The following is a 23,062-nucleotide window of genomic DNA, read 5'->3' as shown; positions in this document are numbered from 1 at the left end:
TTATAGACAATAAGGGAGGATTCAGATGAGAAATAAAGCGAAATGGCTGGGTACGGTAATGGCAGGGGTAATGCTCTCGTCGGCGCTTGCGGGATGCTCAGGTTCGGGCAACACCAAGACGGAGGGGGCAGGGAATGCGGGCAAATCCGGCAATGCTCCGGCCACTGATGCGGCGGCTGAAACCACCAAAGGGCTGGACACCTCCAAAAAGGTCGAACTGCAATTCTACATGCTTGGCGATGCGCCGAAGGATTTGGCTGTGATTCAGGAGGAGGTCAACAAGCTCGCCGAAGCGGATCTGAATGCAACCGTCAAGTTTAACTACACCAGCTGGACCGACTGGGACCAGAAATACAAGCTGCTGTTATCCTCGGGACAGCCGATTGACTTGATTTTTACCGCAGACTGGACGCAGTATCAAGCCTATGCGAAAAGCGGGGCGTTCCTGCCGCTGGATGAGCTTTTACCGGCTGCAGCGCCTGAACTGCAGAAGTACGTCCCCACCGATATGTGGGATGCCGTCAAAATCAACGACAAAATCTACACCGTTCCCGCAACCTATAAGGAATATGTCAATAACGGCTTTGTGTACCGCGAAGATCTGCGCGAGAAATATAATCTGCCCGTTCCCAAAGATATAGCTACCTTCGAGGCTTACCTGGACGGTATCAAGGCCAACGAGCCGGAAATGCAGCCATTGTCCATAAATTCCGACGTCAAGACGAACCTGATGGATGTGTTCCGTGAGATCAGCGATGATACTGTGGGCGGCCCGCTTCCGTACGGGGTTGGCATTAAATACGGCAAACCTGGCGAAGTGTATTCCTATTGGGGTTCCGATGAGCAGAAGAAGGATCTGGAGACGATTAAGCGCTGGGCCGGCAAAGGCTTTTTCCCGAAAAACGTGCTGAACGTCAAAGATACGCTGCAAGCGCCGGTCATCAGCGGCAAAACCGCCGCCATGCTGGGCGACAACCCGAGCCGTTACAACGATACGCTGATCAAAATGCAGGCCAGTCATCCGGACTGGAAGCTGGGGTACACCTCTTTTGCCGAAACCCGCGGGTTCGCTACACCGGTGCATCCGATTCATAACGGATTTGCGGTTCCAAGAAGCAGCAAGAACCCGGAACGCGCCCTGGCCTTCTACGAGAAGATGGTCACTGACAAACGCTACAACCAATTGACCCAATACGGGATTGAAGGCAAGAACTACGAAGTGGCAGACGGTTATTACAAAATGATCGGCGACAGCACCTCGAACGGCTTCGCCCGTGAAGGGATGAATGGCTGGGCTTGGCGTAATCCGGAGTTCATGCTGTTCGACAAGGGCTACGACGGCGTTAAGGCCATCTTCGATGAGCTGGACAAAATCGCCAAACCGGATATTTTTACCGGCTTTGCGGAGGATTATTCGGCCTACCAGTCCGAGCGTGCGGCGCTGGAGCAGGTGGAGAAACAATATTTCTACCCGCTGTATGCCGGTCTGATTGACAACATCGACGAAGGCGTGGAGACGGCGATGTCCAAAGCTAAGCAAGCGGGACTTGAGAAAGTGCAGGCCGCCTATAAAGAACAGTGGGAAGCCTATGTAGCGGAAAAAGGCATCAAGTAAAGTAAGGGAAAAGGCATCAAGTATGCTAAGCCGGTCACACGGCGAACCTGCTCCTCATGTACAGTCTGCCGGACTTTCTGGGATGCCATGAAGGTCCGGCATTTTTTACGGGAAAGAGAAGTTGTTTCTTCTTGTTCCAAGGTGTCTGTATGCCTTATGATCTATCGTACAGAGCTTACAGGGGGGGAAAGCCTTGCGTCTGAAAGATGAAAAAAAATGGGGCGTATACGCAAAGCTGCTGCTTGGCATAGTGTTATGTACAGTACTGACAATTACGATCTCGTCGACGATTCTGTTTATCTATTTCAACCGGATTACACTCAAAGAGGATTATCAGTCCGATCTGAGGGACCTGACCCAGACCAGCCGGGAAGTGAACCATATGACGGACACGGCCCAGTCGCTCACTTTTCAGCTCTACCGCAACCACACGATTATGAAACTTATGTTCTACCCGGAACCGAGCATCTACGACAGTATTGCGGCAATGAACGAGTTGTCCAATTATTTGAACTCCATGCCCTATATCGAATCGATCTACGTCTACAATCCGAAGTCCGAATATGTCTACATTGCCGCCGACAGCGGACAGAACGGACTGCTGACCAAGCAGGAGCTGAGCGATAAGGGGGTGCTGGATTTAATAGAACATTACCGGGACTACAAACCATTCACACCTATCCCGCGCACGTATAACAGCAACAATGAAAGCGATGCCAAAAATGTCTATACCTATCTGGGGTACGATGCGATAGGCAGCGGGAACACGGTCAATTCCGCCATCATCGTCAATATTTCCGTCTCATGGATCAATAAAGAGATTGCGGATGGGGACCAGAAGCCGGGCCGGTCTTACATCATGGATAACCGGGGGCTGCTGTTGTCCGGGGAAGATCTGTCGCCAGCCGCATTCACCGCCGAAGGGACTGCAAAGCTTCGTACGATTGCCGGCAGCGGCCTCGAAGGTTATTCGCTGAGTCAAATTGACGGACGCAAATACCTGGTCTCCTATACGAAGCCTGACGGGCTGGATTGGCGTTATCTGAGAGTAACCCCCTACGAACGGGTAACGGAGAATATCAGGCAGATCCGAACGACGACTATCCTGATTACGCTGGCCATTCTGGCAGCCGGAATCCTTGCCGCCTGGGTGTTGTCCCGCAAGCTCTACGCACCTTATGGCCTGATTGCTTCCCGGATGCAGACACTGGAGGCGGCGAACCGCAATAATGTGTATACGCTGCGCCAGCATCTGCTGCGGGGGCTGGTACTGGGCAATGAGCCGCTCAATCCCAAGTCGCTGCGGGCGAGGCTCAGCCAGATGAACATTACCTTCGACTTCCAGAAGCCTTACCGTCTGGTGCTGCTGCGCATCGACCGCTTCCGGCAGCTCTCCACTCTCCGGGGGGCGGATCTGAAGGCTTACCGGTACGCCATGATGAACATTGGTTCCGAGCTTGGGATGCAGTATTATCATGTGGAATCGGTAGAGATAGAGGGGGATGCCATTCTGTTTGTTTTTGGGGATACCGGCAAGCTGGACATGGAGGATGAAGCAGAGCTTGTCGTGCTGCTCCAGCAGATTCAGCAGGCTATTGCGGAACATCTGCACATTGGCATATCGGTGGCTTATTCGGCTCTGGAGCATCAGGTGCTTCATCTGAAGGCGCTCTACCATCAGGTGGACACGGCCTCCGGGCACCGCTTTTTTCATGGCTTAGGTACGATTATCCGGGCCCAGGAATGCATATTGCCGGATTCCAAGGCCTATGTGTTCCCGGTAGACAAGGAGAAGCGGATGACGGATGCCCTGATGGCAGGCAAAACGGAGGAAGCAAAGCTCTGTATGAAGGCCATCATGGAGGGGACGTTGGCCTTCCCGATCGGAGCGGCACAGGCTGCCATCGCGCGTCTGGCCATTACTTTGAACAATGTGCTGTACACCTTTCACCGCAATAAATTAATCGACCCGGAGGCCGTGCCTGTGCTGATCACCTCCGCTGTGGATGAGCTGGAGACGATGGAGGAAGTGGGCGGAGCCTTTTTGGCTGCCATCGATCAGTTGCATGGGCTCATTGTGGAGAAGCGCAGCATGAAGCAGGAGGATCTGATTCGCAGAATCAATGATATTGTAGATGTGAGCTATGGAGATCCGAACCTGTCGTTGAATGCGATTGCCCAGGAGCTGGACCTGTCTCCGAGCCACCTTGGGCGTATCTACAAGCAGATGACGCTGGAGACTCTCGTCGATGTGATCAACCGGACCCGTGTGGGAAAAGCGGCGGAGCTGCTGAACCGTACCCAGGAACCGGTCGCTGAAATTGCCGGAAAAACGGGGTTCACGAACACCTCCTATTTCTACCGCATGTTCAAAAAATATTACGGCCTGACTCCAAGCGACTACCGGAAGAAAAGTTCATGAATGATGTTGAAACTGGAGGAGCGGCCGGAAGCCGAAACATTCAAAGGATCCGCAGGGGACGATGAGTCGTTCTTCTGCGGATTTTTGGTTTGATTTATACCCCGGGTGGGTATAATTTCAATAACGAAGTTGCTTACTCTACTTCCGCAGCTTGATAGCGGCAATAGGCCTTGCTATGGGCTTTGGAAGGCAAAAATGCCTTCCAAAGCCCGTGGTTGGCCAAACAATACAGTTTAAAAGGAGTGTATACAAGATGAAGAAACAATGGACATTACTTGCTGCAGCTGCCATGCTTGCGCTCAGCGGCTGCGGCGGGAATGGAAATGACGGCGGCAACACCCAAGGGCATACTGCGACTGCTGTTACTACGGAGCAGGGTGACACCGCGCATATGAATCATTCCACTTCAAGTGAATTACCGGAAGGGATGAAGGAAGCCGTGAATCCCAAGTTTAATATCGGGAGCGAGGCCATCATGAAAACCAATCACATGCCAGGCATGGACGGTGCAGTGGCAACCATAGCAGGAGCTTATGAAACGACGGCGTATTCCATCTCCTATACGCCTGTTACCGGCGGAGAACGGGTCACGGACCACAAATGGATCGTCCAGGAAGAAATTAAGGACGCCAAAGCCTCTCCCTATGAATCGGGTGCCGACATTACAGTCACAGCGGATCATATGCCAGGGATGAAAGGGGCCGTCGCGACTATAGATTCGGCAGAGCCGACCACTGTATATATGGTCGATTACACACCAACAACCGGTGGAGATCCGGTCCACAATCACAAATGGGTTACGGAAAGTGAGCTTGCCCCCGTGAAGTAACGCCTAACCCATCAACGGATTTGATTTTTTGGTCATGGCAGGGTTTGTGTTATAATTTCCATAGTTGGAATAGACTTGGCGCGAGAAAGTTCTGGGGAGGAATGGGACGTGATTTGTCGGGAGCAGGTTGAGGCATTTGTGATGGTGAAGCAGCATGAACACGGCAAGGTGGCCGGAGAGCTTGCCAAATGGTTTAAGGAAGAACATGTCCCGGAGGAAGGCCGCCGTGAAGAGGTGCTGCGGGCGGTAAGCAATCATGACCGGGGCTGGATTGATCTGGATGAGACTCCTTTCTGGAATGATGCGGAGGGGGCTCCCTACACCTTTATTGATTTCCCTGTAGTGCCGAAGCTGACCTTCTACACACGGGGGCTCGATGAGATTGAAGCGGACACGGCGTACGGGGCATTGCTCTGCAGCCTGCACTTTGAGCGCCTGATTGAGACCTCGGGCGAAGCCTGCCCGGAGCTGACGGCTTATCAGGAGGCAGAGGCTGAACGCAGATCCCGCATTCACCGTGAGCTGGAGCAGTCCAGGCCGATCGGCGAGGATGAGCTTTATTATGATGCCCGGCTGCTGCAATTCAGCGATGATCTGTCATTATACATGGCGCTGAATGAACCGGGCAGCCCCAAATCGGAGGAGCATCCTTGGTGGACGGAGGGATTCTCCGGCAGTGAAGATTTCAGCTTCACATCGGGGCGCAAGATTTCGGCGGAATGGCAGGATGAGCGTACTTTGCTCCTGGACCCCTTCCCTTTTACCAAAAGCTTCGAAATTGCTTACAGTCAACGCCGTGTCCTGAAGTCAGCGGTTGCCGAAAAGGGAATCGCCTCTGCTTACAGGGAGACGCCGGAAGAAGTATGCCGGATTGTATTAAAAGAACGGCCGGAATAAGCAGGATTTGATGGCTCCAAGGTCCATTTTGGCGAGTCAACACCGATAGGAAGTGGCCAGCGTGCTGTAGGTTTGGACAGTTTAAAGCCTGACGGACTATTAGGACAGGAGTGTAATAACCTTGGAGTGGTGGATCTGGGCCCTTAATATCGTTGTAATGCTGCTGCTGGCATTGTGGTTCTACAGGATGGAATTTAAGTGGGTCAACCAAGGAGTGCTGCTGACTCCTATTGTGATTTATGTATTAATCTCGGTGGAGGATTTGCTGGACTGGATTGATCTGGGCTCTCTGGTGCCGGGCAATGGCGGCATGCGGGCGCTGATTCTTTTCTTTTGTCTGGTTTCCGTGCTGTTCTATATTATTTTCATCTTCCATGAGATCAAGCAATCGAATGATAAGGAAGTAAGGCTGCAGCAGACATTGCTCCGTATCAGCATCGCTGCCTTTTCCTGCATTGTTTTTTTCACAATCGTATATACATCCATCTATAAGCTGTTTGGACAAACTTCTTTTCAGGGAGAAAACCTGGGGGGAGATTTGCTCAGCCAGTTGATTACCTTCCTGTATTTCAGCGTTGCTACCTTTACTACTGTGGGTTACGGAGATATAGCCCCAACCGACAATACTTCACGGCTCGTTGTTGTGATGCAGATCAGCTTCAGCTTTATCACTGTAGCTTATGCGCTGTCTATGCTGGGTTTGTTCCGGAAGATCCTTGGTCCAGGCTCGGAAAAGGAAGTCGAAGCGTACATTGAAGAAGAAGTTGAAGAGGAAGTCGAAGAAGAAGTTGAAGCGGAAGTGAAGGAACCGGATCGGAAGAATAGAAGTGCCAAAGAATAACACCGGGGCACAAGCAGCAGTGTCATTGCTGTGCCCCGGTAAGGAAGGAGAGACTCCCAATGAATCAGGAAACGTCCGGGGTTTCTCCTAATACGAAGGATATGAACCAACCGGCCCAGGGCAGCGGGAAAAAAACTTCGCCTGACAGGACGGGAGGCAGGCCCAAAATTACCCGCCGTCAATTTCTGGCCAGGGGAGCTGCCACCGTCATCGGAGCCGGCTTGCTTGCAGGCGGATATGCCTGGCAGGGAGAGCCGCGCTGGCTGGATGTGACCTCACTGGATCTGCGTCTGCAGGACTTGCCCTCTGCGTTTGCAGGGGTCCGATTAGTACAGTTCAGCGATACGCATCTCGGCTTTAACAAGGATGAAAGAGACCTGGCCCGCTTGGCGGCCCAAATCACGAAGGCCGAACCGGATCTGATTCTCTTCACCGGAGATATTGTGGACAGCGAGCCTGGTGATCTGGTCTCCTCTGTGCCAATACTGGCGGAGCTGAAGGCTCCACTGGGCAAATTCGCTATTCTGGGGAACCATGACTACAAGAATACCGGAAGATTAACCGGTTTATGGCAACAGGCGGGATTCACTGTACTGCGCAATGAATCTTATCTAATTAAGCGTGGAGGCGCAAGTATGGCCGTCACCGGTCTGGATGACCTGCTCCACGGCAAGCCGGACCCGGAAGCTGCCCTCAAGGGTGTTCCGCCCGGAACGTTCACGGTTCTGATGATGCATGAACCGGATTACGCAGATATTGCCGAGACCTATCCGTTTCATTTGCAGCTGTCGGGACACAGCCATGGCGGACAGATCCGTTTACCGCTGGTAGGAGCGCCTTTTACTCCGTACGGATCGCTCAAATACATATCCGGGCTTTACTATACGCCGGTCAATGCCATGCCGGTGTATGTGAACCGGGGGTTTGGCGAGACGTTAATGCCGCTCCGCTTCATGTGCCGACCCGAATTGACGGTCATGACACTGCACCGGGCATGACCGGCTGCTGCCGGCAGGATTTTTGGAAAAGGAGAGCGTGATGGACAACCATGGCAAATTACCGGTAACAATCCAGCGGGGACAGACTGTCGATCTGCGGCCACTCCTGCCGGTGGATGCTCCAGCCCTGCGGAGGCTGCTCATCCATCCGGAGATCAGGCCGCATGTGCTGCTGCGCGGCGAACCGGGGGCGCAGTCGGTTTATCTGAACAAGCTGTTGAAACGTCTGCTCTCTGTCTCCGCTCCAAACGAACTCCATCTGGGAGTATGCCACAAGGGAGAACAGAGGCTGATCGGCATTGTCTCCTTGCAGAACTGGAAGCGGCGTGAGGGCAGGGCTATGCTGGGCTATATGCTGGACCCGGCCTGGTGGGGCCGCGGCTTCGCGACAGAAGCGGTCGGTCTGCTGCTCGGTTACTGTGTCCGGGAACTGGGCCTAACGAGAATAGAGGGACGCTGCCGGGGAAATAACAGCAGATCCGAACGGGTTATGCTGAAGAACGGGATGACGCTGGAACGGCTGCTGCCGGTGGCGGGCACGGCGGAGGATGTAATGAAAGTATTCACATTGTTACACAAATGAAATAATACCGTTATCAAACTCTAACAGAGACAGGTTAAACTAAGTACATGACCCCCTTTTGAAAATATAAATGCTTTGGGACCCGATGAGTCGGGTCCATTTTTTTGTATATGGTTATGTTAAATCCCATTGTTGATAGATTTGTGTTGGAGGAGTGAACAGCAAATGGAGTACTTGGTGATATTTTTTTGTTTCGCTATTACTTTACATAATCTTGAGGAGGCACTTTGGCTGCCTAAATGGTCACAGGAGGCTTCAAAGTTTCAAAAATCAGTGAGTCCGGACGAATTTCATTTTGCAGTTATTGTCATAACGGCATTGGCCTATTTATCTGCTTTTTGTTATTTGTATATTCCACAATCCGACTTGGCCAAGTGGGTTTTTGTTGGTTTTTTAGGTTCCATGATTTTAAATGCTGTCTTCCCCCATCTTATCGCAACAATTCTGTTAAAAAAGTATGCCCCCGGACTTGTTACCGGGTTACTGCTCAATATTCCGATCAATTCATTGACTCTTCTACATATGTTTGAGAACGATTTACTTGAATGGAAAGAACTTTTATTTGCTACGATAGTTGTTGGGATAATTTTGTTAGTCCTGATCCCACTCTTATTCAAAACAGGAAAGAAAATTTCACCTTTTTCTTATACTCCTTAAAGGAAACAGCCCTCTATCGCAATAGAGGGCTGTTTCCACAGGCCTTCCTGACTCTGTACAGTTTAGCGGGCTTGTCCCCGGCAGCTCCTCTGAAGGAACTTAGGCTACAGAGGGACGGCAATCTGCTCGCGTTGTTTGTAATACACCCACCGTGTGAAGCCGATTTCCTTCAACCGTGCGGCCACCGCCTCCCGGTCTTCGGCTACGCGCGAAGGCTTGTGGGCATCGGAACCGAAGGTCACCTCGACGCCGTAATGAAGCGCACGTTCCAGAATGGCATCGGATGGATACCAGCCTCCGCATTTTTTGGTGCAGCCGGAGGTATTAATCTCAATCGAAACACCGTTTTCGCCGATAATACGCAGACAATCATCAACGGCAGCATCGGCAGGGATGTCCGAAAAGGCTGGATAGTTGCCTTTCATCGCATCGATATGTCCCAGGATCTGGAACATACCGCTGCGGGCCGAGTCGGCGATGAGCCGGTAATATGTGCTTTTGTCCGTAATCTGACCCTGAGGACTGAGTTTCTTCCAGCGGTTTTTATTAAAAATACTGATGCCTCCAACGTTATGCACCGAGCCGATGATATAGTCGAAAGGATAAGCGGACAGCGTCTTGCGGTAAAGCTCCGCATGCTCGGGCAGGTAGTCCGCTTCAATCCCGAGCAGTACGTCGATTACGCCCGCATATTCTTTTTGCAGAGACAGCACTTCATCCACATAGTGGACCAGCTCTGATTTGGACATGGCTATATGAGGGAACTCCTGCTCGGATGCGCTGCCGAAATAAGGAGTGTGATCCGATATGCCGATCACGCCCAGCCCGGCAGCAATGCCGGCCTCGATATAATCCCGAATCGTGCCGTCGGCATGGCCGCAGCGGACATGATGGGTATGCAGGTCGAATTTCATGAATAGAACATCTCCTTTGGCCATGGTTAGCTTGGCAAACTGTTACTCTGAACCGATGAACTGGGTTTCCGGCATGCCTTTGAGGTCACTTAAGAATTGCCGCATGGCGGAGTTGACGTATTTGCCCGACTTGGTAATTACACCTACCGGATGGGTGACTTCCAGCTCCATGATCGGGACGATCTTGAGTGTTCCGGCCCGGACCTCGGAATTGACAGATTGCTTGGAAATGACGGCGGCGCCCAGATCGAGCTCGACCATCCGTTTGACTTCCTCGCTGCTGGTCAGCTCCATGATGAGCTGGGGCTGAATACCATGCTTCGCGAGCACCTCATCGACAAACTTTCGCCCTACCGTATCGGGGGAGAGCAGGATGAGCGGCGTTTTTCCCAAAGCTTCGATTCCGGCGGTTTTGACATGTGCGAGGGGATGTCTTGGAGAGACAACCAGCTCAAAGGTATCATAATACAGTGTGGAGGTGGTCATGCCGGGATTGCGCCCGATCAGGTAGCCGATGCCGACGTCAACCAGTCCATTCTCGACATGCTGATAAATTTGCGAAGATGACATCGAGGAGATCGATGTTTTGATATGGGGGAACTGGTCCTGAAAATAAGACAGGATTCGCGGTAAAATCTGAATGGCAATGGATGTTGTTGTGCCCAGAACAATGTGGCCCTGGGGATTCTCCTCCAGATCCGCAAGCCGTTGCTTCATTTCGTCAACAATGCCTACGATCTGCTCCGCATGCTCCAGAAATACTTTGCCGCGGTCGGTAAGCGTCACCGGCTGGTTCCGGTCCACAAGCTGGGTCTTGAACTCTTCTTCAAGACTTTTGATCTGGGCCGATACTGCAGGCTGGGTCAGATTGAGCAATTCTCCGGCTTTGCGGAAGCTCATGGTTTTGGAAATGGTAATGAGTGTCTCCAATTGGCTGATGTTCATGAATGACCTCCTTTGGGCCTACCGAATGTTGTTGAAATACTTAAGGATATCTTACGCTCAATGTTGGCATTTGATTAAATTATAGGAGATTCTACCGGGTAGGGCAATGTTACTGCCAACTAACTTTGGAATTCCTCCGGCAAGACCATTAATTTTTGATGAATTGTGCCGATATATGAAGTATAATAAATCAATATTGCTTGGGACTTTTGGTATATGACTAAAGCCCGGGATAGGGGGGACAGCACTTCCATGAAAGCAGAAGTAATCAATCCGTTTTTAGAGTCTGCACGCATTGTAATTGAACAGGTGATTCAGGTCTCGCCGTCCACCGGCAACTTGGGAATTAAAGACATTGAGCTGATTGATAATCATATATGGATTCAGGTTGGAATGACGGGCCAACTGAGCGGGAACATTATCTTTGGAATCGCAGAGCATGTTGCACTGCGGATGGTTTCAGTGATGATGGGCGGCTTCGTCATTACCGAAATGGATGAAATGGGCCAAAGCGCGATTTCGGAGCTTGGCAATATGATCAGCGGAAATGCCAGCACAATTCTGTCCAATCAGGGCGTAACGGTTGATATCACTCCGCCGAAGCTGATGAAGTCAGAGGCAATGTCCTTTCAGTCCGGCAAGGCGCTGAGCATTCCGCTGATGATGGAAGGAATCGGAGAACTGGATATTCAGGTGATGATTTCCTAGGCCAAAGGGTTGGGAGCTGAGAGACTTTTATGAACTTGAAGGATAAGGTTGTTGTCATTACGGGGGCGTCGAGCGGGATCGGAGCGCTTACTGCGCAGATGCTGAGCAAGCGAGGGGCTGTCCCGGTGCTTGTGGCGCGCTCGGAAGACAAGCTGAATGAGACGGCGGCCGGGATACCGGGCGTTTTTGGGCTGTACATTTGTGATGTAAGAGATGAGGCGAACGTCCAGGAGACCTTTGCGCAGATTCTGGCGGCCCACGGGAGAATTGACATTCTGCTCAACAATGCCGGATATGGGAAATTTACGGCCTTTACGGATATGGAGCCCCGGGAATTCGATGACATGATGGATGTGAATTATATGGGGATTGTCCGCTGCACCAAGGCTGTAGTTCCACATATGCTGGAGCGGGGCTCCGGCCAGATCATCAATGTGGCCTCGATGGCCGGCAAGATCGGCACAGCCAAATCGGTGGCGTACACGGCAACCAAACATGCTGTGCTGGGCTTCACCAATGCGCTGCGCCAGGAAATGCGCAAGACCGGAATTATTATCTCAGCGGTGAATCCCGGACCCATTGCCACTGAATTCTTCAAAACAGCCGATCCATCCGGCAAATATGAGAAAAGTGTGGCCCGGATGATGATGACCCCGGAGTACGTTTCTGCCAAGATTATAACTGTTATGGAGAAGGGCAAGGAGGAGCTGGATCTCCCGCGGCTGGCGGGTTTCGGCATCCGTCTGTATGGCCTTTTTCCGCGGCTTGCGGATAAGCTGACCTATAAGGCAATGAACAGAAAATAGCAGCGTGCTGCAAACTGCGGGCCTTCCATTTGGTGGGGAGGCCTTTTTGGCATATAATGAACATATGATCTCAAATGAAAAGGATGAATACCTAATATGGATAAAGCTTCTTTTGCGGCCATTGGCATAGAGGACGACCTGATTGCCAGATTGGCGGAGTTCGGCATCAATGAGCCTTCCCCGGTACAAGCGCAGACCATTCCGCTGCTTCTGGAGGGACGGGACATTCTGGCGGCCTCACAGACAGGAACAGGGAAGACGCTGGCGTATCTGCTGCCGCTGCTTCAAGGGATCAGACCCGAGCACAAGGTCATGCAAAAGCTGGTCCTGGCCCCTACCCAGGAGCTGGCCATGCAAATTGTACGCGAGGCGGAGCGGTATGGTGAACCGCGCGGGATTCGGGTAATGGGCCTTATTGGCGGGGCGGCGATCAAACGCCAGATTGACAAGCTGCGCGAACATCCGCAGCTTGTTGTAGGCACGCCGGGGCGCATCCGCGAGCTGATCGGGCTGCGCAAGCTGAAGATGCATGAAGTCAGCACAATTGTAATTGACGAAGCGGACCAAATGTTCCAGCTCAGCGGAGCCGGAGAGGTCGCAAAGATCATCAGCAGCGCACTGCGCACCCGCCAGCTGGTCATGCTGTCTGCGACGATAGGCCCGGAGACCAAAGCCCTGGCCGGACGGGAAATGAAAAATCCGGCCGAGGTGGGTATAGATCCGGGTGTCATGACGGCCCAGAGTCTGGAGCATCACTATGTCGTGGCCGAAGAACGGAACAAGATGGAGATGCTGCGGCGTATCATCCGCCACTATAATCCGGAACGGGCGATTGTATTTGTGAATGCCAATGAGGATATCCGGGAGATTGAATCGAAGCTGAACCAGCTTGGATTAACAGCAGCCGCTTTGTACGGGGATGCCGACAAGGTAACCCGCAGCAATGTATTGTCAAAGTTCCGCGACGGGAAATTCCGCTTGCTGGTTGCGAGTGATGTAGCGGCCCGGGGCCTGGATATTGAGAATCTATCGCTGGTGGTCAGCTTTGATCCGGCGTTTGACTCCGAGCACTATGTGCACCGTGCCGGACGTACCGGACGCATGGGCCGCCGCGGCTTGTCGGTCACCATTGTGACGGAGCAGCAGACCTTCATCATGCGCAAGTTCGCACGTGAACTGGACATTGCGCTTACGGAGCGCGAAATGGTCGGCGGCAGGGTGCTCCCTGCCGATGAAGCCCGCGGGGCTTCACGCGGCGGGGCAGAGCGCCCGGAGGGCGGCGGCACGCGCCGCGAAGGGCTTGCCCCGCGCAGCGGCAAGCCGCCGGTTCGCACGGCGGGCGTGAACCCGCCCGCGGGCTCCGGCAAGCCGGACCCGACGCGTCCGGCAGGCAGTACGCGCACCGGCAATGCGGCTCGTGGGCAGAGCGGCAAGAATAAAGGGGCGCCGAAGTGGCTGAAAGACAAAACTCCGCGAGGTGACGGTCGATGAATAACACTCCCGTATTGCAAATTACGGGCCTTTCGGGGGGATACAGCCTGAACAAGCCGGTTCTCCATGATGTCGGGCTTCAGGTGCAGCCCGGAGAAATGGTCGGGCTGATTGGGTTGAACGGGGCAGGCAAAAGCACCACCATGAAGCATATCCTGGGGTTGATGTCGCCACATAAAGGCGATATTACGGTGCTTGGCAAGACACGTGCGGCCGACCCCGGTGCGTATCACGGGGCTTTGTCGTTTGTGCCGGAGTCGCCGCTGCTGTACGAAGAAATGACGGTGCGTGAGCATGTTGAATTTACGGCCCGATCCTATGGGGTGGAACGCAGCGATTACGAATCCCGCAGCCTGCAGCTGGCGAAGCTGTTCCGGATGGAGGACAAGATGGATACCTTGTCCTCCCACCTGTCCAAAGGGATGAAGCAGAAGGTGATGATTATGTGCGCCTTCGTGGCGCGCCCGGCGCTGTATGTGATTGATGAGCCTTTTTTGGGATTGGACCCTTTGGGTATCCGCTCCCTGCTGGATTTCATGCTGGAACTGAAGAATTCCGGTGCTTCAATTCTGCTGAGCTCTCATATTCTTTCGACCATCGAGAACTACTGCGACCGCTTTATTGTGCTGCATCAGGGCAAGGTGATTGCCGAAGGCAGCCTGGCAGAGATCGCAGCTGCATCGAAGCGGCCCGGCCAGTCCCTGGAACAGTTGTTCTATGAGCTGGTGCAGGGAGGCGAATAATATGGATCTGAAGGAGCTGCGCCGGGAGCGGCACAGCCAGGCCATGGGCAAGCTGCTCCCTTATGTGGGCTATATTATTCAAAGCGGAGTGGCGATGGTCTTCCTGTTTGTGATCATCGCATTCTCCGCTTGGTACACCTCGCTGCTCCGCGATGTACCGGACGGCATCCCCATCCGCTGGATTATGCTGGCTCTGCTGCTGCCGGCGGCAACGCACAGCGGATTCCGGACCTATCTGCAAACTCCGGATACGGTATTTCTTTTGCCGCAGGAGCACCGGATGCGGGAGTATTTTGTTCCCGCCTGGATTAGAGGGAACCTGTGGAAAATCCTGCGTCTGGCCTTCATCCTGATTACCTTGTGGCCGCTGTACATACGTACGGAAGCTTCACCCAAGCTGCTCTTTGCAACGGCATTGCTTCTGCTTGCCGTGAAGCTACTGGCGAGCTTCGGCTTATGGCGGGAGCTCTCCCTGCTCTCCCGTCCGGCATCCGGCAGTTATGCACTGCTGCGCTGGGCGGTGTGCGGCCTGATCATTGCCGCCTGGCTGTGGCAGCCGGCAGGCCGCGGACTGCTCTTTATCGTGCTGCTGGCTGCCGCCTATCTGGTGGCGCTCCATGTGCCTGCACGCCACGCGGTCCCCTGGGAACGGCTGATTGCAACGGAGAAGAATCAGGGGGCCCGCGCCTTAATGATGCTCGGATGGTTCGTGGACGTGCCGGGCCGCGAGCAGCGGGTCTATGCACGCCGCTATTTGTCCAAGTGGGGCGGCTCGATGCCATGGCGGCGTGATACGGCCTACCGTTATTTGCTGACCAAAAGTTTTGCACGGGGCGATATATTTGGAATTGTGCTGCGGATCGCGCTGCTGGGTCTGCTGCTGTCCTGGTGGAACCGCGGCACTTATGTCGGGACGGCTATCTATTTATTTTTCCTGTTCATCGTCGGTGTACAGCTATTGTCACTGCGCAAGCTGCACAGCGAGTCGTTCTGGCTGACCATCTACCCGCTGCCGCAAGGTACGAAGGGGCAGAATACTACGGCCTTTGTCTTTCGCACTCATTTGATTCTGGCCGTGGTGCTGGGATTGCCATTCCTGACCACGCTCGGGGAACGACTGCTGCCCGCTGCCGGAACTGTGGCTGCCGGTGTGCTGCTGGCCTTTCTGTTCAAAGGATATATGTCCCGTAAGGAAGCGCGTCTGGAAGATGATGATCTGTAGCCGCCCAAGCCGCACTCTGAAATTATAGCTTGACATTGGATTTGGCTGAATCTATAATCAACGTCAAGCAAGACATATGTAGCAACGATCAAAGACATGATTCCTCTGCACAGGCTGCACAGAGAGAGAAGCGATTGGTGCAAGCTTCTTCAGTAGTGGCATTGGAGTTACCCCTTTGTAGCTGTGTGGTGGAACCCGCCGGTCTGTTCAGGCGGAAGTATACTTCACCGATTCATCCCCGTTACCGGATGCTGATGAGGACCCGGGTTCGTTACGGGTCAAATTAGGGTGGAACCACGAGTTGAACGCACTCGTCCCTTGGGACTGAGTGCTTTTTTGCGTTCAATAACATGTGGATGGGGGATAAATGAAATGGTAAAAGCAACACTGCCGGACGGTTCGGTCCGGGAATACGAGCAGGGAGTAAGCATTCTGGATATTGCCGGTTCCATTAGTTCAGGACTAAAGAAGGCGGCGGCAGCCGGCAAGATCAACGGCCAGCCGGCCGATTTGAACCGGACGATAGATGAGGACAGCCAGGTGGAAATTCTAACGCTGGACAGCCCGGAAGGGCTGAAGGTTTACCGGCACAGCACGGCCCATCTGCTGGCTCAGGCACTTAAGAGAATCTACGGTCAAGCGGAGGTTAAGCTCGGTATTGGCCCTGTGATCGAGGATGGATTCTATTATGACATCGATATGGAGAAATCCCTCTCCGTAGAGGATTTCCCGGCGATCGAAAAGGAAATGAAGCGAATTGTGCAGGAGAATCTGCCGATGGTACGCCGCGTGGTGAGCCGTGCGGAGGCCGTCGATATATATACGGAATTGAACGATCCCTACAAGCTGGAATTGATCCGCGACCTGCCGGAGGATGCTGAGCTTACAATTTACGATCAAGGCGAATTCTTCGATCTGTGCCGGGGGCCGCATTTGCCGTCAACGGGCCGCATCAAGGCCTTCAAGCTGCTGAGTGTAGCAGGGGCCTACTGGCGGGGGGACTCGAATAACCGGATGCTTCAGCGCATTTACGGCACAGCTTTTCCGAAACAGGCGGAGCTGGATGAGCACCTTCATCTGCTGGAAGAAGCGAAGAAACGGGATCACCGCAAGCTCAGCAAGGAACTGGAGCTGTTCATGTTCTCCGAGGAAGCGCCCGGCATGCCGTTCTATCTGCCGAACGGGATGACGATCCGTACAGCGCTTGAGGATTTTGCACGTGAGCTGCAAAGACAAGAGGGGTACGATGAAGTACGCACACCGCTGATGATGAACAACCGGCTTTGGGAGCAATCGGGCCACTGGGATCATTATAAAGACAATATGTATTTTACCAATGTGGACGATACGAAGTTTGCGCTTAAGCCCATGAACTGTCCGGGACATATTCTTGTCTACAAAAACAGCCTGCACTCCTACCGGGATCTGCCGATCCGGATTTCGGAATTCGGCCAGGTACACCGCCATGAATTCTCCGGGGCCCTGAACGGTATGATGCGGGTCCGTACGTTCTGCCAGGATGACGCGCACCTGTTCGTATTGCCTGAGCAGATTGAGGAGGAGATGAACCGCGTCATCTCGCTGATCGACCATGTCTACAAAGTGTTTGGCTTTGAATACAAGATTGAGCTCTCTACCCGCCCCGAGGATTATATGGGAGCCCCTGAACTGTGGGACAAGGCGGAGCAATCGCTGCGAAATGTGCTGGAGAAACACGGCGCAGACTATCGGCTGAATGAGGGCGACGGCGCTTTTTACGGGCCCAAGATCGACTTTCATATCCTTGATGCGCTGAAAAGAAGCTGGCAGTGCGGCACTATTCAGCTGGATTTTCAGATGCCGGAGAAATTTGAGATGTCCTATATCGGTGAAGATGGCCAGAAGCACCTGCCGGTGATGATTCATCGAGCGGTTTACGGTTCCCTTGACCGGTTCGTCGGCATCCTGACAGAGCATTTCTCGGGTGCGTTCCCACTGTGGCTGGCACCGGTGCAGGTGAAGATTCTGCCGGTATCCGGCAAATATGCGGACTATGCCTATGAGGTGAAGAAATTGCTGGAAGCTTCGAAAATAAGAGTAACGGTAGATGCAAGCAATGAGAAGCTGGGTTACAAAATTCGTGAAGCGCAGCTCTCGAAGGTTCCATACATGCTTGTGCTTGGCGAGCAGGAGCTGACAGACCGGACGTTGTCCATTCGCAAACGGGGCGAAAAGGATACGGAATCGGCAGAGCCGGCAGCATTTATCGAGCGTATCACTCAGGAGATCCTGCAGAAGAGGATGGATTAAGCTCGGACATTGCCCCTGTTTCTGCTCAAGAGAGAGGGCAGATAACGGTCAACAAGCGTATAACAAAAGCCCATAATTCCAAAGGTTAGGGCAGCGGTACTCCTCTGCAGCTGGTAGCCATGGACAAAGTACTCGTTATAGGATTCACGGAAAATAAGCAGGCCGCCGGCGGCACCCAGGCAGGTAAACAGCAAAATACGCAGCGGAAGCGTCCGGATCCACCGGTGCATCACCCAGCTTACCGGCAACACCAGGACCGGGTAGATGACGAAAGCGGCTGATGCCCACAGGAAAGGGAAAACCAGACCGAGGTCACGCAGACCCCAATATTCTGTTGTTGTAATCTTATTGCCCTCCAGCACTTCCAGGGCGAACGAAGCAAGCGTAAATAACACCATGAAATTGAACCACATGAACAGATAATGCCTAATCATAGTAAAAAACCATCCCCCTCTGAGAATTGTACTAGTACAGCATCAGCTTTTAAAAGGCGGGAATAGATGGCGCATTCGAAAGCTACCTCCCGGGAGGCACGCTGTAAGCCTAGGGCGGAGATCGCTAGAATGCTCTTTATACATCAGGATGGGAAAAAGTAGGCTCGTTTTAGGATTTTAGTGGTTTTGGTGCAGCAGGAACCGTAGCATTCGCCAAAAAGTGCCTTAGGGCTATCCTTTGAATGTACAAAATACATCATTATGGATATTTGAGCCTCGTTTATACCATTCTGAGGTACGATATACATTAGAACAGATCGAAAGCTGGTGACGAACGCTAATCCATATCAAACAGCCTTCAGAATCCCTTATTTTAATCTGATACTGTACTAGTAATATGGACGAGGGGGAGCGGGCAAAGGTTGTGCTGTCACCGGAAAAACATGCCAAAATAACGCCATAGCGGGCTCAACACCCGTTATGGCGTTTTTTTAAACTTCATGAGGGAATGTCGCGTGAACGCGGGTAATGGGAGAGAGCGCTTAGGCTCCCTCCCGGGATGTTCATTCCCGGTTAGACAAAGAGTGAACGGCTGATGATGACAAGCAGGATGAAAAGTACCAGAATGGCACCTGTGCTTGTAAACGCACCGCCGTATCCATATCCGCCTCTTTCTTCGCTCATGTTCATTCCCCTTTCGCGTGTGAGTTGTTGTACTTGAGTACATCGTATTGTATGTGCCGGGGGGAATTCGTGTATGGGCCAATGCCGCATCAAGCTCACAAAAAAATCAGCCCCGTGATTCACGGGGCTGATCGGAGTTACCGAACCTATGTTGAATTAAGCTTTTTCGAGATCACGGATGCCTGCATAGACCAGATCAAACAGGTCTTCCAGATTCTCCTCTTCAATACAGGAGAAAGCAATCCGCAGATCCGTCTCACCCAGCGCAATGGTGCCCAGGCCATAATTATGAATCAGGTGCAGGCGCAGGTCTTCAGCCGAAACGGTATGAAGCTTCAGGCACATGAAGTAGCCGGAGTTGAACGGATAATACGTCCATACGTCATCTCCGTATTTGCCGCTGTCCAGCAGCGTCTTCACCTTGTTGGCCCGGCCCTTCATAATCAGAAATTTCTCTTCTTTCTGTGCTTCGAACTCGGGGGACTTCAGCGCATCCAGCACGAAGGTCTGTGACGGGTGTGGTCCGCTGGAGATGGTGGCCCGGATAATCCCGAGAGTTTTTTGCTCCAGGGCAGCAAGCAGTTCTTTGTTCTCCGAAGCATACGTGATGAAGCCTACGCGGAAGCCCCAGACGAATTCTTCCTTGGTGGCTCCGTCAATCTTCACAGCCAGTACACGCGGATGCAGATTAGCAAGCCGTCCGAACAGGGATTCCGTAAGAGAATCTTCAAAAAAGAGTCCGAAATAAGCATCATCACTGACCACTACGACATTAATGCCTGCTTCGGCCGCACGGAGAATTGCTGCTACGATCTCTTCGCCTTCACGAAGACCCGGCGTATATCCGGTAGGGTTATTCGGGAAGTTCAGCAGAACAATTGCTTTGCCGCGTTCCTTCTGGGACAGCAGCGCTTCCAGCAGACCCGCGCTGTTGAAGCTCATGTCTTCGGTGAAGAGCGGGTAGTTCACGGTCTCGGCTTGACGGCGGATGCCGAAAGTCAATTCGTAGTTCTCCCAGTTTTTGTCCGGATAAATAATAGCGTCGCCCGGTTCGGCGAACAGATCGGCGACAATGCTAAGCCCATGGGTCAGGGCATTGGTAACTATAGGGTTACCGAAAGATTTGCCTTCAAGAGAAGGATTCTCCCGGAGCATCTTCTCCCGCCAGACGGTGCGCAGTTCCGGCTTGCCTGCCGGGGGAGCGTAGCTGTAAAGATCCTTTGGACTATAAGCGGAGAGCTTATCTTGAATGATGCCAAGGTGCATAGGTACGCCATTCTCGGTAGCGATCCCAATGGTTGCATTATACTTCTTGGCATTCGCAGCCGCTTCAGCGGACTGGCTCAGAATCCCTTCCTTGGGAAAGTAGATGTCCTTGCCAAGGCTTGAGAGCATTTCATATACATGTTCGTTGCCGGCTTTGATACTTTCATTCAATTGTCCAGCCAGTGCATTCATCAGTTTCATCCTTCCGGTATTCTTCTGGGATATATACTGCTAACATTGCCTAACATTATATCACCGGGGAATGCCGACGTCACTGTGGAAAGAACGGATTTTCAAAATAGTTTGAGAACAATTACAGAGCCTGTCTTTCCCAGAAAGACAGTTCCGCAAATCTGTCTGTATCAGGAGTGGTAGGGGCAGTATTTCTTCATCAGCTCGATCGTTTCCGGGTCACGCCCGCCGCCACGAGCGGATAATCCTTCGATGACGGCTGTCCGCTCTTCGTCCTTCAGATTCTGTCCGAATTTGAACTTGGCCGTGATCTCTTCCGGGGCGATCCGGACCATGGCCACACCTTTGAGGCGGGCTCGGTAACGCGGATCTGCCGCATCTATGGGGGCATAGCCGCCCTCCGGCTGCAGCTTCTTCATAAACAACGTGAAGACCGCCGCTTTTTCGGCATTATCCTCCACAAGCTCGGCCTTACCGAAGGCGGTGACGCTCTTGAAATACGCGGTAGCCGGACAGGCGAGCTGCGGATCACTGAAATAGGAAGGAATTAGCGCGTATTCATCAGCGACTGTGAAGCAGACCTTAGGCTGGCGGCGGATCACCTCCATTTTGCCACCGGCATGGCTGCCATGGAAATAAAAACTGCCTCCGGTGTATACGAAATTAAGCGGGGTTACCCGCGGCTGTCCCTGTTCATCGCTGGTGCCGAGAAAGCCGTAGCTCATCCCGTCCAGAAAAGCAGTCAGCTCCTCTTCCTGTTCGATCTGAAATTCTTGTCGGCGCATCAGGCTCATCCTCTTTCCTAATAGTAGCTTTGATTTATTTAGAATAGTTATAAAATTGACAATAAAAAAGGTCCGATTTACAATTTTTTTAGTGGTCCACTTGGACAGGAAGGGCTGAGACTGTGGAAATTACGTTGGCTTATGACCAAAATCTGGCCATGCACCGGTATAAATATTTAGCGCTTTATCATGCGATCCGGACGGCTATCGTGGAGGGGACACTTCCCGGGGGGACGAAGCTGCCGTCCACACGCCGGCTGGCTGTGTTGTATGATCTGTCCCGGGGATCGGCCTCACAGGTCTATGACATGCTGCTGGCTGACGGATATGTGCAGGCGAAGACGGGCCGGGGCACTTTTGTTGCGGAGGGAGTCACGGGAGAGACAGGAATCGGGAGAGAGAGCGTAGAGGGCGAAGAAGAGGGCAGAGCTTCTGCTTCCGGCGGTACGGATTCGGGAGCTGCCGCAGCGGACTCTGCCGACCCGGCGGCCCAGGCAGTGTCAGGGATTGTTCTTTCTGCCTGGGGTCAGCGTGTCCTTAAGCGGCCGTTCTCTGCGGATGCTCCTGCTGGCGGGGATCATATAAGCTTCTGCAGCAGTGGTCTACGGATGGAGCACTTCCCGTATGCCGAATGGCGCAGTGCGCTGGCGTACGCCGGGGGTCAGGGAGGCGGCCTGCTGGAAGACAACGGCCCGCCCGCAGGAGATGAAGGGCTGCGGCAGGCCATTGCCGCCCATCTGCGGATTACGCGCGGCATCCGTGCCCATGCGGAGCAGATTGTGCTGTTCAGCGGCTCGATGCAGGGCATCGTGCTGCTGACCCAGCTGCTCCTATCTCCGGGGAGTCCGGCTGTTGTGGAGGACCCTGGGTATCACGGTATCCACCGTTCCGTAGAGGTGGCCGGCGGCCGGCTCCTTCCCGGCGAGGTGGATGACCGCGGGCTTGTGCCGGAGGATTGGGACGCCCGGCTGCTGTTTGTGACATCCAGCCGCCAGTTCCCGACCGGCGCGGTGCTGCCTTTGGAGCGGCGGCGTACGCTCCTGGAGTGGGCGCAGCGTCACAATGCTGTCATCGTCGAAGACGATTATGACAGCGAATTCCGCTGGGCCGGACGCCCCATCGAGCCGCTGAAAGCCCTCGACCGGGGAGAACGGGTCGTTTACATCGGCTCGTTCTCGGGCAGCATGTTCGCGACGTTGCGGCTCGGCTATGCCGTGCTGCCGCCCGCGCTGGTGCAGCCTGTCATCGCGGCCAAGGCTCTTTATGAGCCGCTTCCGGCCGGACTTCTGGAGCAGCGGGCCTTGGCTCGTTTTATGAATACCGGCGGCTACCACCGCCATCTGCGGAGGATGACCCGCATCTATGGCGAGCGCGGGCGTCTTCTCCGCAGCCTGCTGGGTGAGCGGCTGGGCAGCTGCTTCGAAGCACGGCCCGGCGATGCGGGCCTGCAGGTGTATGCACGCTGGCTGGGCCGTCCGGAAGCATTCGCTGCGTTCCGGGCGGCGGCGCTTGCACACGGCACGGATTTCAGAGATGTCCGGCTGTACCGTACCGGGCCAGGCGAACCGGCGGCCTGTTTTTCTTTTGCCCATTTGTCGGCGGCTCAGCTTGTGGAAGGGGTGCAGCGTCTGGTGCTGGCCGCGGACGATGTGCAAAATGAAGCGTGACAAGGTATGATGAAAGATAAGGGGAACCTGGATAAGATTACTTTTCATACTGAACCATATTTTGGGAGGGAATG

21 protein-coding genes are annotated in these 23,062 nt (G+C 53.4%); 15 read left to right on the top strand and 6 right to left on the bottom strand.

All coding sequences use genetic code 11. The features are described 5' to 3' along the window. Positions 1 to 25: 25 nt before the first annotated feature. The 8 genes from IEY53_RS00890 (at position 26) to IEY53_RS00855 (ending at position 8,842) form a co-directional block, all read left to right on the top strand. Positions 26 to 1,615, top strand: a complete 1,590-nt coding sequence (locus tag IEY53_RS00890; RefSeq protein WP_189021733.1) for an extracellular solute-binding protein — start codon at positions 26 to 28, stop codon at positions 1,613 to 1,615. 193 nt (positions 1,616 to 1,808) lie between these two features. Continuing rightward, positions 1,809 to 4,037, top strand: coding sequence for an AraC family transcriptional regulator (locus IEY53_RS00885; RefSeq protein ID WP_189021732.1), 2,229 nt, complete (start codon positions 1,809 to 1,811; stop codon positions 4,035 to 4,037). Between the two features lie 253 nt (positions 4,038 to 4,290). Then, a complete protein-coding gene (locus IEY53_RS00880) occupies positions 4,291 to 4,866 on the top strand; it encodes a YdhK family protein (protein ID WP_189021731.1) in 576 nt (191 codons plus the stop codon). 108 nt (positions 4,867 to 4,974) lie between these two features. Beyond that, positions 4,975 to 5,763, top strand: a complete 789-nt coding sequence (locus IEY53_RS00875; RefSeq protein WP_189021730.1) for a DUF3891 family protein — start codon at positions 4,975 to 4,977, stop codon at positions 5,761 to 5,763. Positions 5,764 to 5,884: 121 nt separating this feature from the next. Continuing rightward, the gene (locus tag IEY53_RS00870; RefSeq protein ID WP_189021729.1) at positions 5,885 to 6,604 is read left to right on the top strand and encodes an ion channel; all 720 of its coding nucleotides are present in this window, start codon (positions 5,885 to 5,887) and stop codon (positions 6,602 to 6,604) included. A gap of 59 nt (positions 6,605 to 6,663) precedes the next feature. Continuing rightward, entirely contained in the window at positions 6,664 to 7,602 is a 939-nt protein-coding gene (locus tag IEY53_RS00865; protein WP_229695903.1) for a metallophosphoesterase, read from the top strand. A 40-nt stretch (positions 7,603 to 7,642) separates the two neighbouring features. After that, complete coding sequence (locus tag IEY53_RS00860; protein ID WP_189021728.1) at positions 7,643 to 8,185, top strand: GNAT family N-acetyltransferase; 543 nt, start codon at positions 7,643 to 7,645, stop codon at positions 8,183 to 8,185. A 165-nt stretch (positions 8,186 to 8,350) separates the two neighbouring features. After that, positions 8,351 to 8,842 carry an HXXEE domain-containing protein gene (locus IEY53_RS00855; RefSeq protein ID WP_189021727.1) on the top strand — a complete coding sequence of 164 codons (492 nt, stop codon included), beginning with the start codon at positions 8,351 to 8,353 and terminating at the stop codon, positions 8,840 to 8,842. A gap of 104 nt (positions 8,843 to 8,946) precedes the next feature. On the opposite strand, the gene IEY53_RS00850 is transcribed toward IEY53_RS00855, so the two are convergent. Beyond that, entirely contained in the window at positions 8,947 to 9,756 is an 810-nt protein-coding gene (locus IEY53_RS00850) for a histidinol-phosphatase (RefSeq protein WP_189021726.1), read from the bottom strand. A gap of 42 nt (positions 9,757 to 9,798) precedes the next feature. After that, positions 9,799 to 10,701 (bottom strand): LysR family transcriptional regulator, encoded by a 903-nt coding sequence (locus tag IEY53_RS00845; protein WP_189021725.1) that lies wholly within the window; start codon positions 10,699 to 10,701, stop codon positions 9,799 to 9,801. 252 nt (positions 10,702 to 10,953) lie between these two features. Here IEY53_RS00845 and IEY53_RS00840 point away from each other — a divergent pair, with 252 nt between their 5' ends. The 6 genes from IEY53_RS00840 (at position 10,954) to thrS (ending at position 17,960) form a co-directional block, all read left to right on the top strand. Further along, entirely contained in the window at positions 10,954 to 11,409 is a 456-nt protein-coding gene (locus IEY53_RS00840; RefSeq protein ID WP_189021724.1) for a chemotaxis protein CheX, read from the top strand. 29 nt (positions 11,410 to 11,438) lie between these two features. Further along, complete coding sequence (locus tag IEY53_RS00835; protein ID WP_189021723.1) at positions 11,439 to 12,215, top strand: SDR family NAD(P)-dependent oxidoreductase; 777 nt, start codon at positions 11,439 to 11,441, stop codon at positions 12,213 to 12,215. A 96-nt stretch (positions 12,216 to 12,311) separates the two neighbouring features. Beyond that, positions 12,312 to 13,706 carry a DEAD/DEAH box helicase gene (locus IEY53_RS00830; protein WP_189021722.1) on the top strand — a complete coding sequence of 465 codons (1,395 nt, stop codon included), beginning with the start codon at positions 12,312 to 12,314 and terminating at the stop codon, positions 13,704 to 13,706. Then, positions 13,703 to 14,449 carry an ABC transporter ATP-binding protein gene (locus tag IEY53_RS00825; protein WP_189021721.1) on the top strand — a complete coding sequence of 249 codons (747 nt, stop codon included), beginning with the start codon at positions 13,703 to 13,705 and terminating at the stop codon, positions 14,447 to 14,449. The genes IEY53_RS00830 and IEY53_RS00825 overlap by 4 nt, the downstream gene beginning before the upstream one ends. 1 nt (position 14,450) lies before the next feature. Continuing rightward, a complete protein-coding gene (locus tag IEY53_RS00820) occupies positions 14,451 to 15,671 on the top strand; it encodes an ABC transporter permease (protein WP_189021720.1) in 1,221 nt (406 codons plus the stop codon). Positions 15,672 to 16,043: 372 nt separating this feature from the next. Further along, on the top strand, positions 16,044 to 17,960 hold the full coding sequence (gene thrS / locus IEY53_RS00815) for a threonine--tRNA ligase (protein ID WP_189021719.1): 1,917 nt from the start codon (positions 16,044 to 16,046) through the stop codon (positions 17,958 to 17,960). Here thrS and IEY53_RS00810 read toward each other — a convergent pair. From IEY53_RS00810 to IEY53_RS00800, 4 genes are all read right to left on the bottom strand, one after another. Next, entirely contained in the window at positions 17,957 to 18,394 is a 438-nt protein-coding gene (locus tag IEY53_RS00810) for a hypothetical protein (RefSeq protein WP_189021718.1), read from the bottom strand. The two genes, thrS and IEY53_RS00810, sit on opposite strands and share 4 nt — an antisense overlap. A 573-nt stretch (positions 18,395 to 18,967) precedes the next feature. Beyond that, entirely contained in the window at positions 18,968 to 19,084 is a 117-nt protein-coding gene (locus IEY53_RS34875) for a YjcZ family sporulation protein (protein WP_215183411.1), read from the bottom strand. Between the two features lie 150 nt (positions 19,085 to 19,234). After that, a complete protein-coding gene (locus IEY53_RS00805; protein ID WP_189021884.1) occupies positions 19,235 to 20,536 on the bottom strand; it encodes an aminotransferase class I/II-fold pyridoxal phosphate-dependent enzyme in 1,302 nt (433 codons plus the stop codon). Positions 20,537 to 20,706: 170 nt separating this feature from the next. Beyond that, positions 20,707 to 21,321, bottom strand: coding sequence for a pyridoxamine 5'-phosphate oxidase family protein (locus IEY53_RS00800; RefSeq protein WP_189021717.1), 615 nt, complete (start codon positions 21,319 to 21,321; stop codon positions 20,707 to 20,709). A 122-nt stretch (positions 21,322 to 21,443) separates the two neighbouring features. On the opposite strand from IEY53_RS00800, the gene pdxR reads away from it, so the two are divergent. Continuing rightward, positions 21,444 to 22,988, top strand: coding sequence for a MocR-like pyridoxine biosynthesis transcription factor PdxR (pdxR, locus tag IEY53_RS00795; protein ID WP_189021716.1), 1,545 nt, complete (start codon positions 21,444 to 21,446; stop codon positions 22,986 to 22,988). Positions 22,989 to 23,062: the final 74 nt, after the last annotated feature.

Source organism: Paenibacillus albidus, from assembly GCF_014644435.1.
GTDB classification, from domain to species: domain Bacteria; phylum Bacillota; class Bacilli; order Paenibacillales; family Paenibacillaceae; genus Paenibacillus_AQ; species Paenibacillus_AQ albidus.
This window is presented reverse-complemented; position numbering and strand designations above follow the sequence as displayed.

Bases quoted from the DNA above. Each gene is read 5' to 3' on its own strand.
- IEY53_RS00890 (WP_189021733.1), top strand. From the start codon at position 26: ATGAGAAATAAAGCGAAATGGCTGGGTACGGTAATGGCAGGGGTAATG.
- IEY53_RS00880 (WP_189021731.1), top strand. From the start codon at position 4,291: ATGAAGAAACAATGGACATTACTTGCTGCAGCTGCCATGCTTGCGCTC.
- IEY53_RS00865 (WP_229695903.1), top strand. From the start codon at position 6,664: ATGAATCAGGAAACGTCCGGGGTTTCTCCTAATACGAAGGATATGAAC.
- IEY53_RS00860 (WP_189021728.1), top strand. From the start codon at position 7,643: ATGGACAACCATGGCAAATTACCGGTAACAATCCAGCGGGGACAGACT.
- IEY53_RS00855 (WP_189021727.1), top strand. From the start codon at position 8,351: ATGGAGTACTTGGTGATATTTTTTTGTTTCGCTATTACTTTACATAAT.
- IEY53_RS00850 (WP_189021726.1), bottom strand. From the start codon at position 9,756: ATGAAATTCGACCTGCATACCCATCATGTCCGCTGCGGCCATGCCGAC.
- IEY53_RS00845 (WP_189021725.1), bottom strand. From the start codon at position 10,701: ATGAACATCAGCCAATTGGAGACACTCATTACCATTTCCAAAACCATG.
- IEY53_RS00840 (WP_189021724.1), top strand. From the start codon at position 10,954: ATGAAAGCAGAAGTAATCAATCCGTTTTTAGAGTCTGCACGCATTGTA.
- IEY53_RS00835 (WP_189021723.1), top strand. From the start codon at position 11,439: ATGAACTTGAAGGATAAGGTTGTTGTCATTACGGGGGCGTCGAGCGGG.
- IEY53_RS00830 (WP_189021722.1), top strand. From the start codon at position 12,312: ATGGATAAAGCTTCTTTTGCGGCCATTGGCATAGAGGACGACCTGATT.
- IEY53_RS00825 (WP_189021721.1), top strand. From the start codon at position 13,703: ATGAATAACACTCCCGTATTGCAAATTACGGGCCTTTCGGGGGGATAC.
- IEY53_RS00820 (WP_189021720.1), top strand. From the start codon at position 14,451: ATGGATCTGAAGGAGCTGCGCCGGGAGCGGCACAGCCAGGCCATGGGC.
- thrS (WP_189021719.1), top strand. From the start codon at position 16,044: ATGGTAAAAGCAACACTGCCGGACGGTTCGGTCCGGGAATACGAGCAG.
- IEY53_RS00810 (WP_189021718.1), bottom strand. From the start codon at position 18,394: ATGATTAGGCATTATCTGTTCATGTGGTTCAATTTCATGGTGTTATTT.
- IEY53_RS34875 (WP_215183411.1), bottom strand. From the start codon at position 19,084: ATGAACATGAGCGAAGAAAGAGGCGGATATGGATACGGCGGTGCGTTT.
- IEY53_RS00805 (WP_189021884.1), bottom strand. From the start codon at position 20,536: ATGAATGCACTGGCTGGACAATTGAATGAAAGTATCAAAGCCGGCAAC.
- IEY53_RS00800 (WP_189021717.1), bottom strand. From the start codon at position 21,321: ATGCGCCGACAAGAATTTCAGATCGAACAGGAAGAGGAGCTGACTGCT.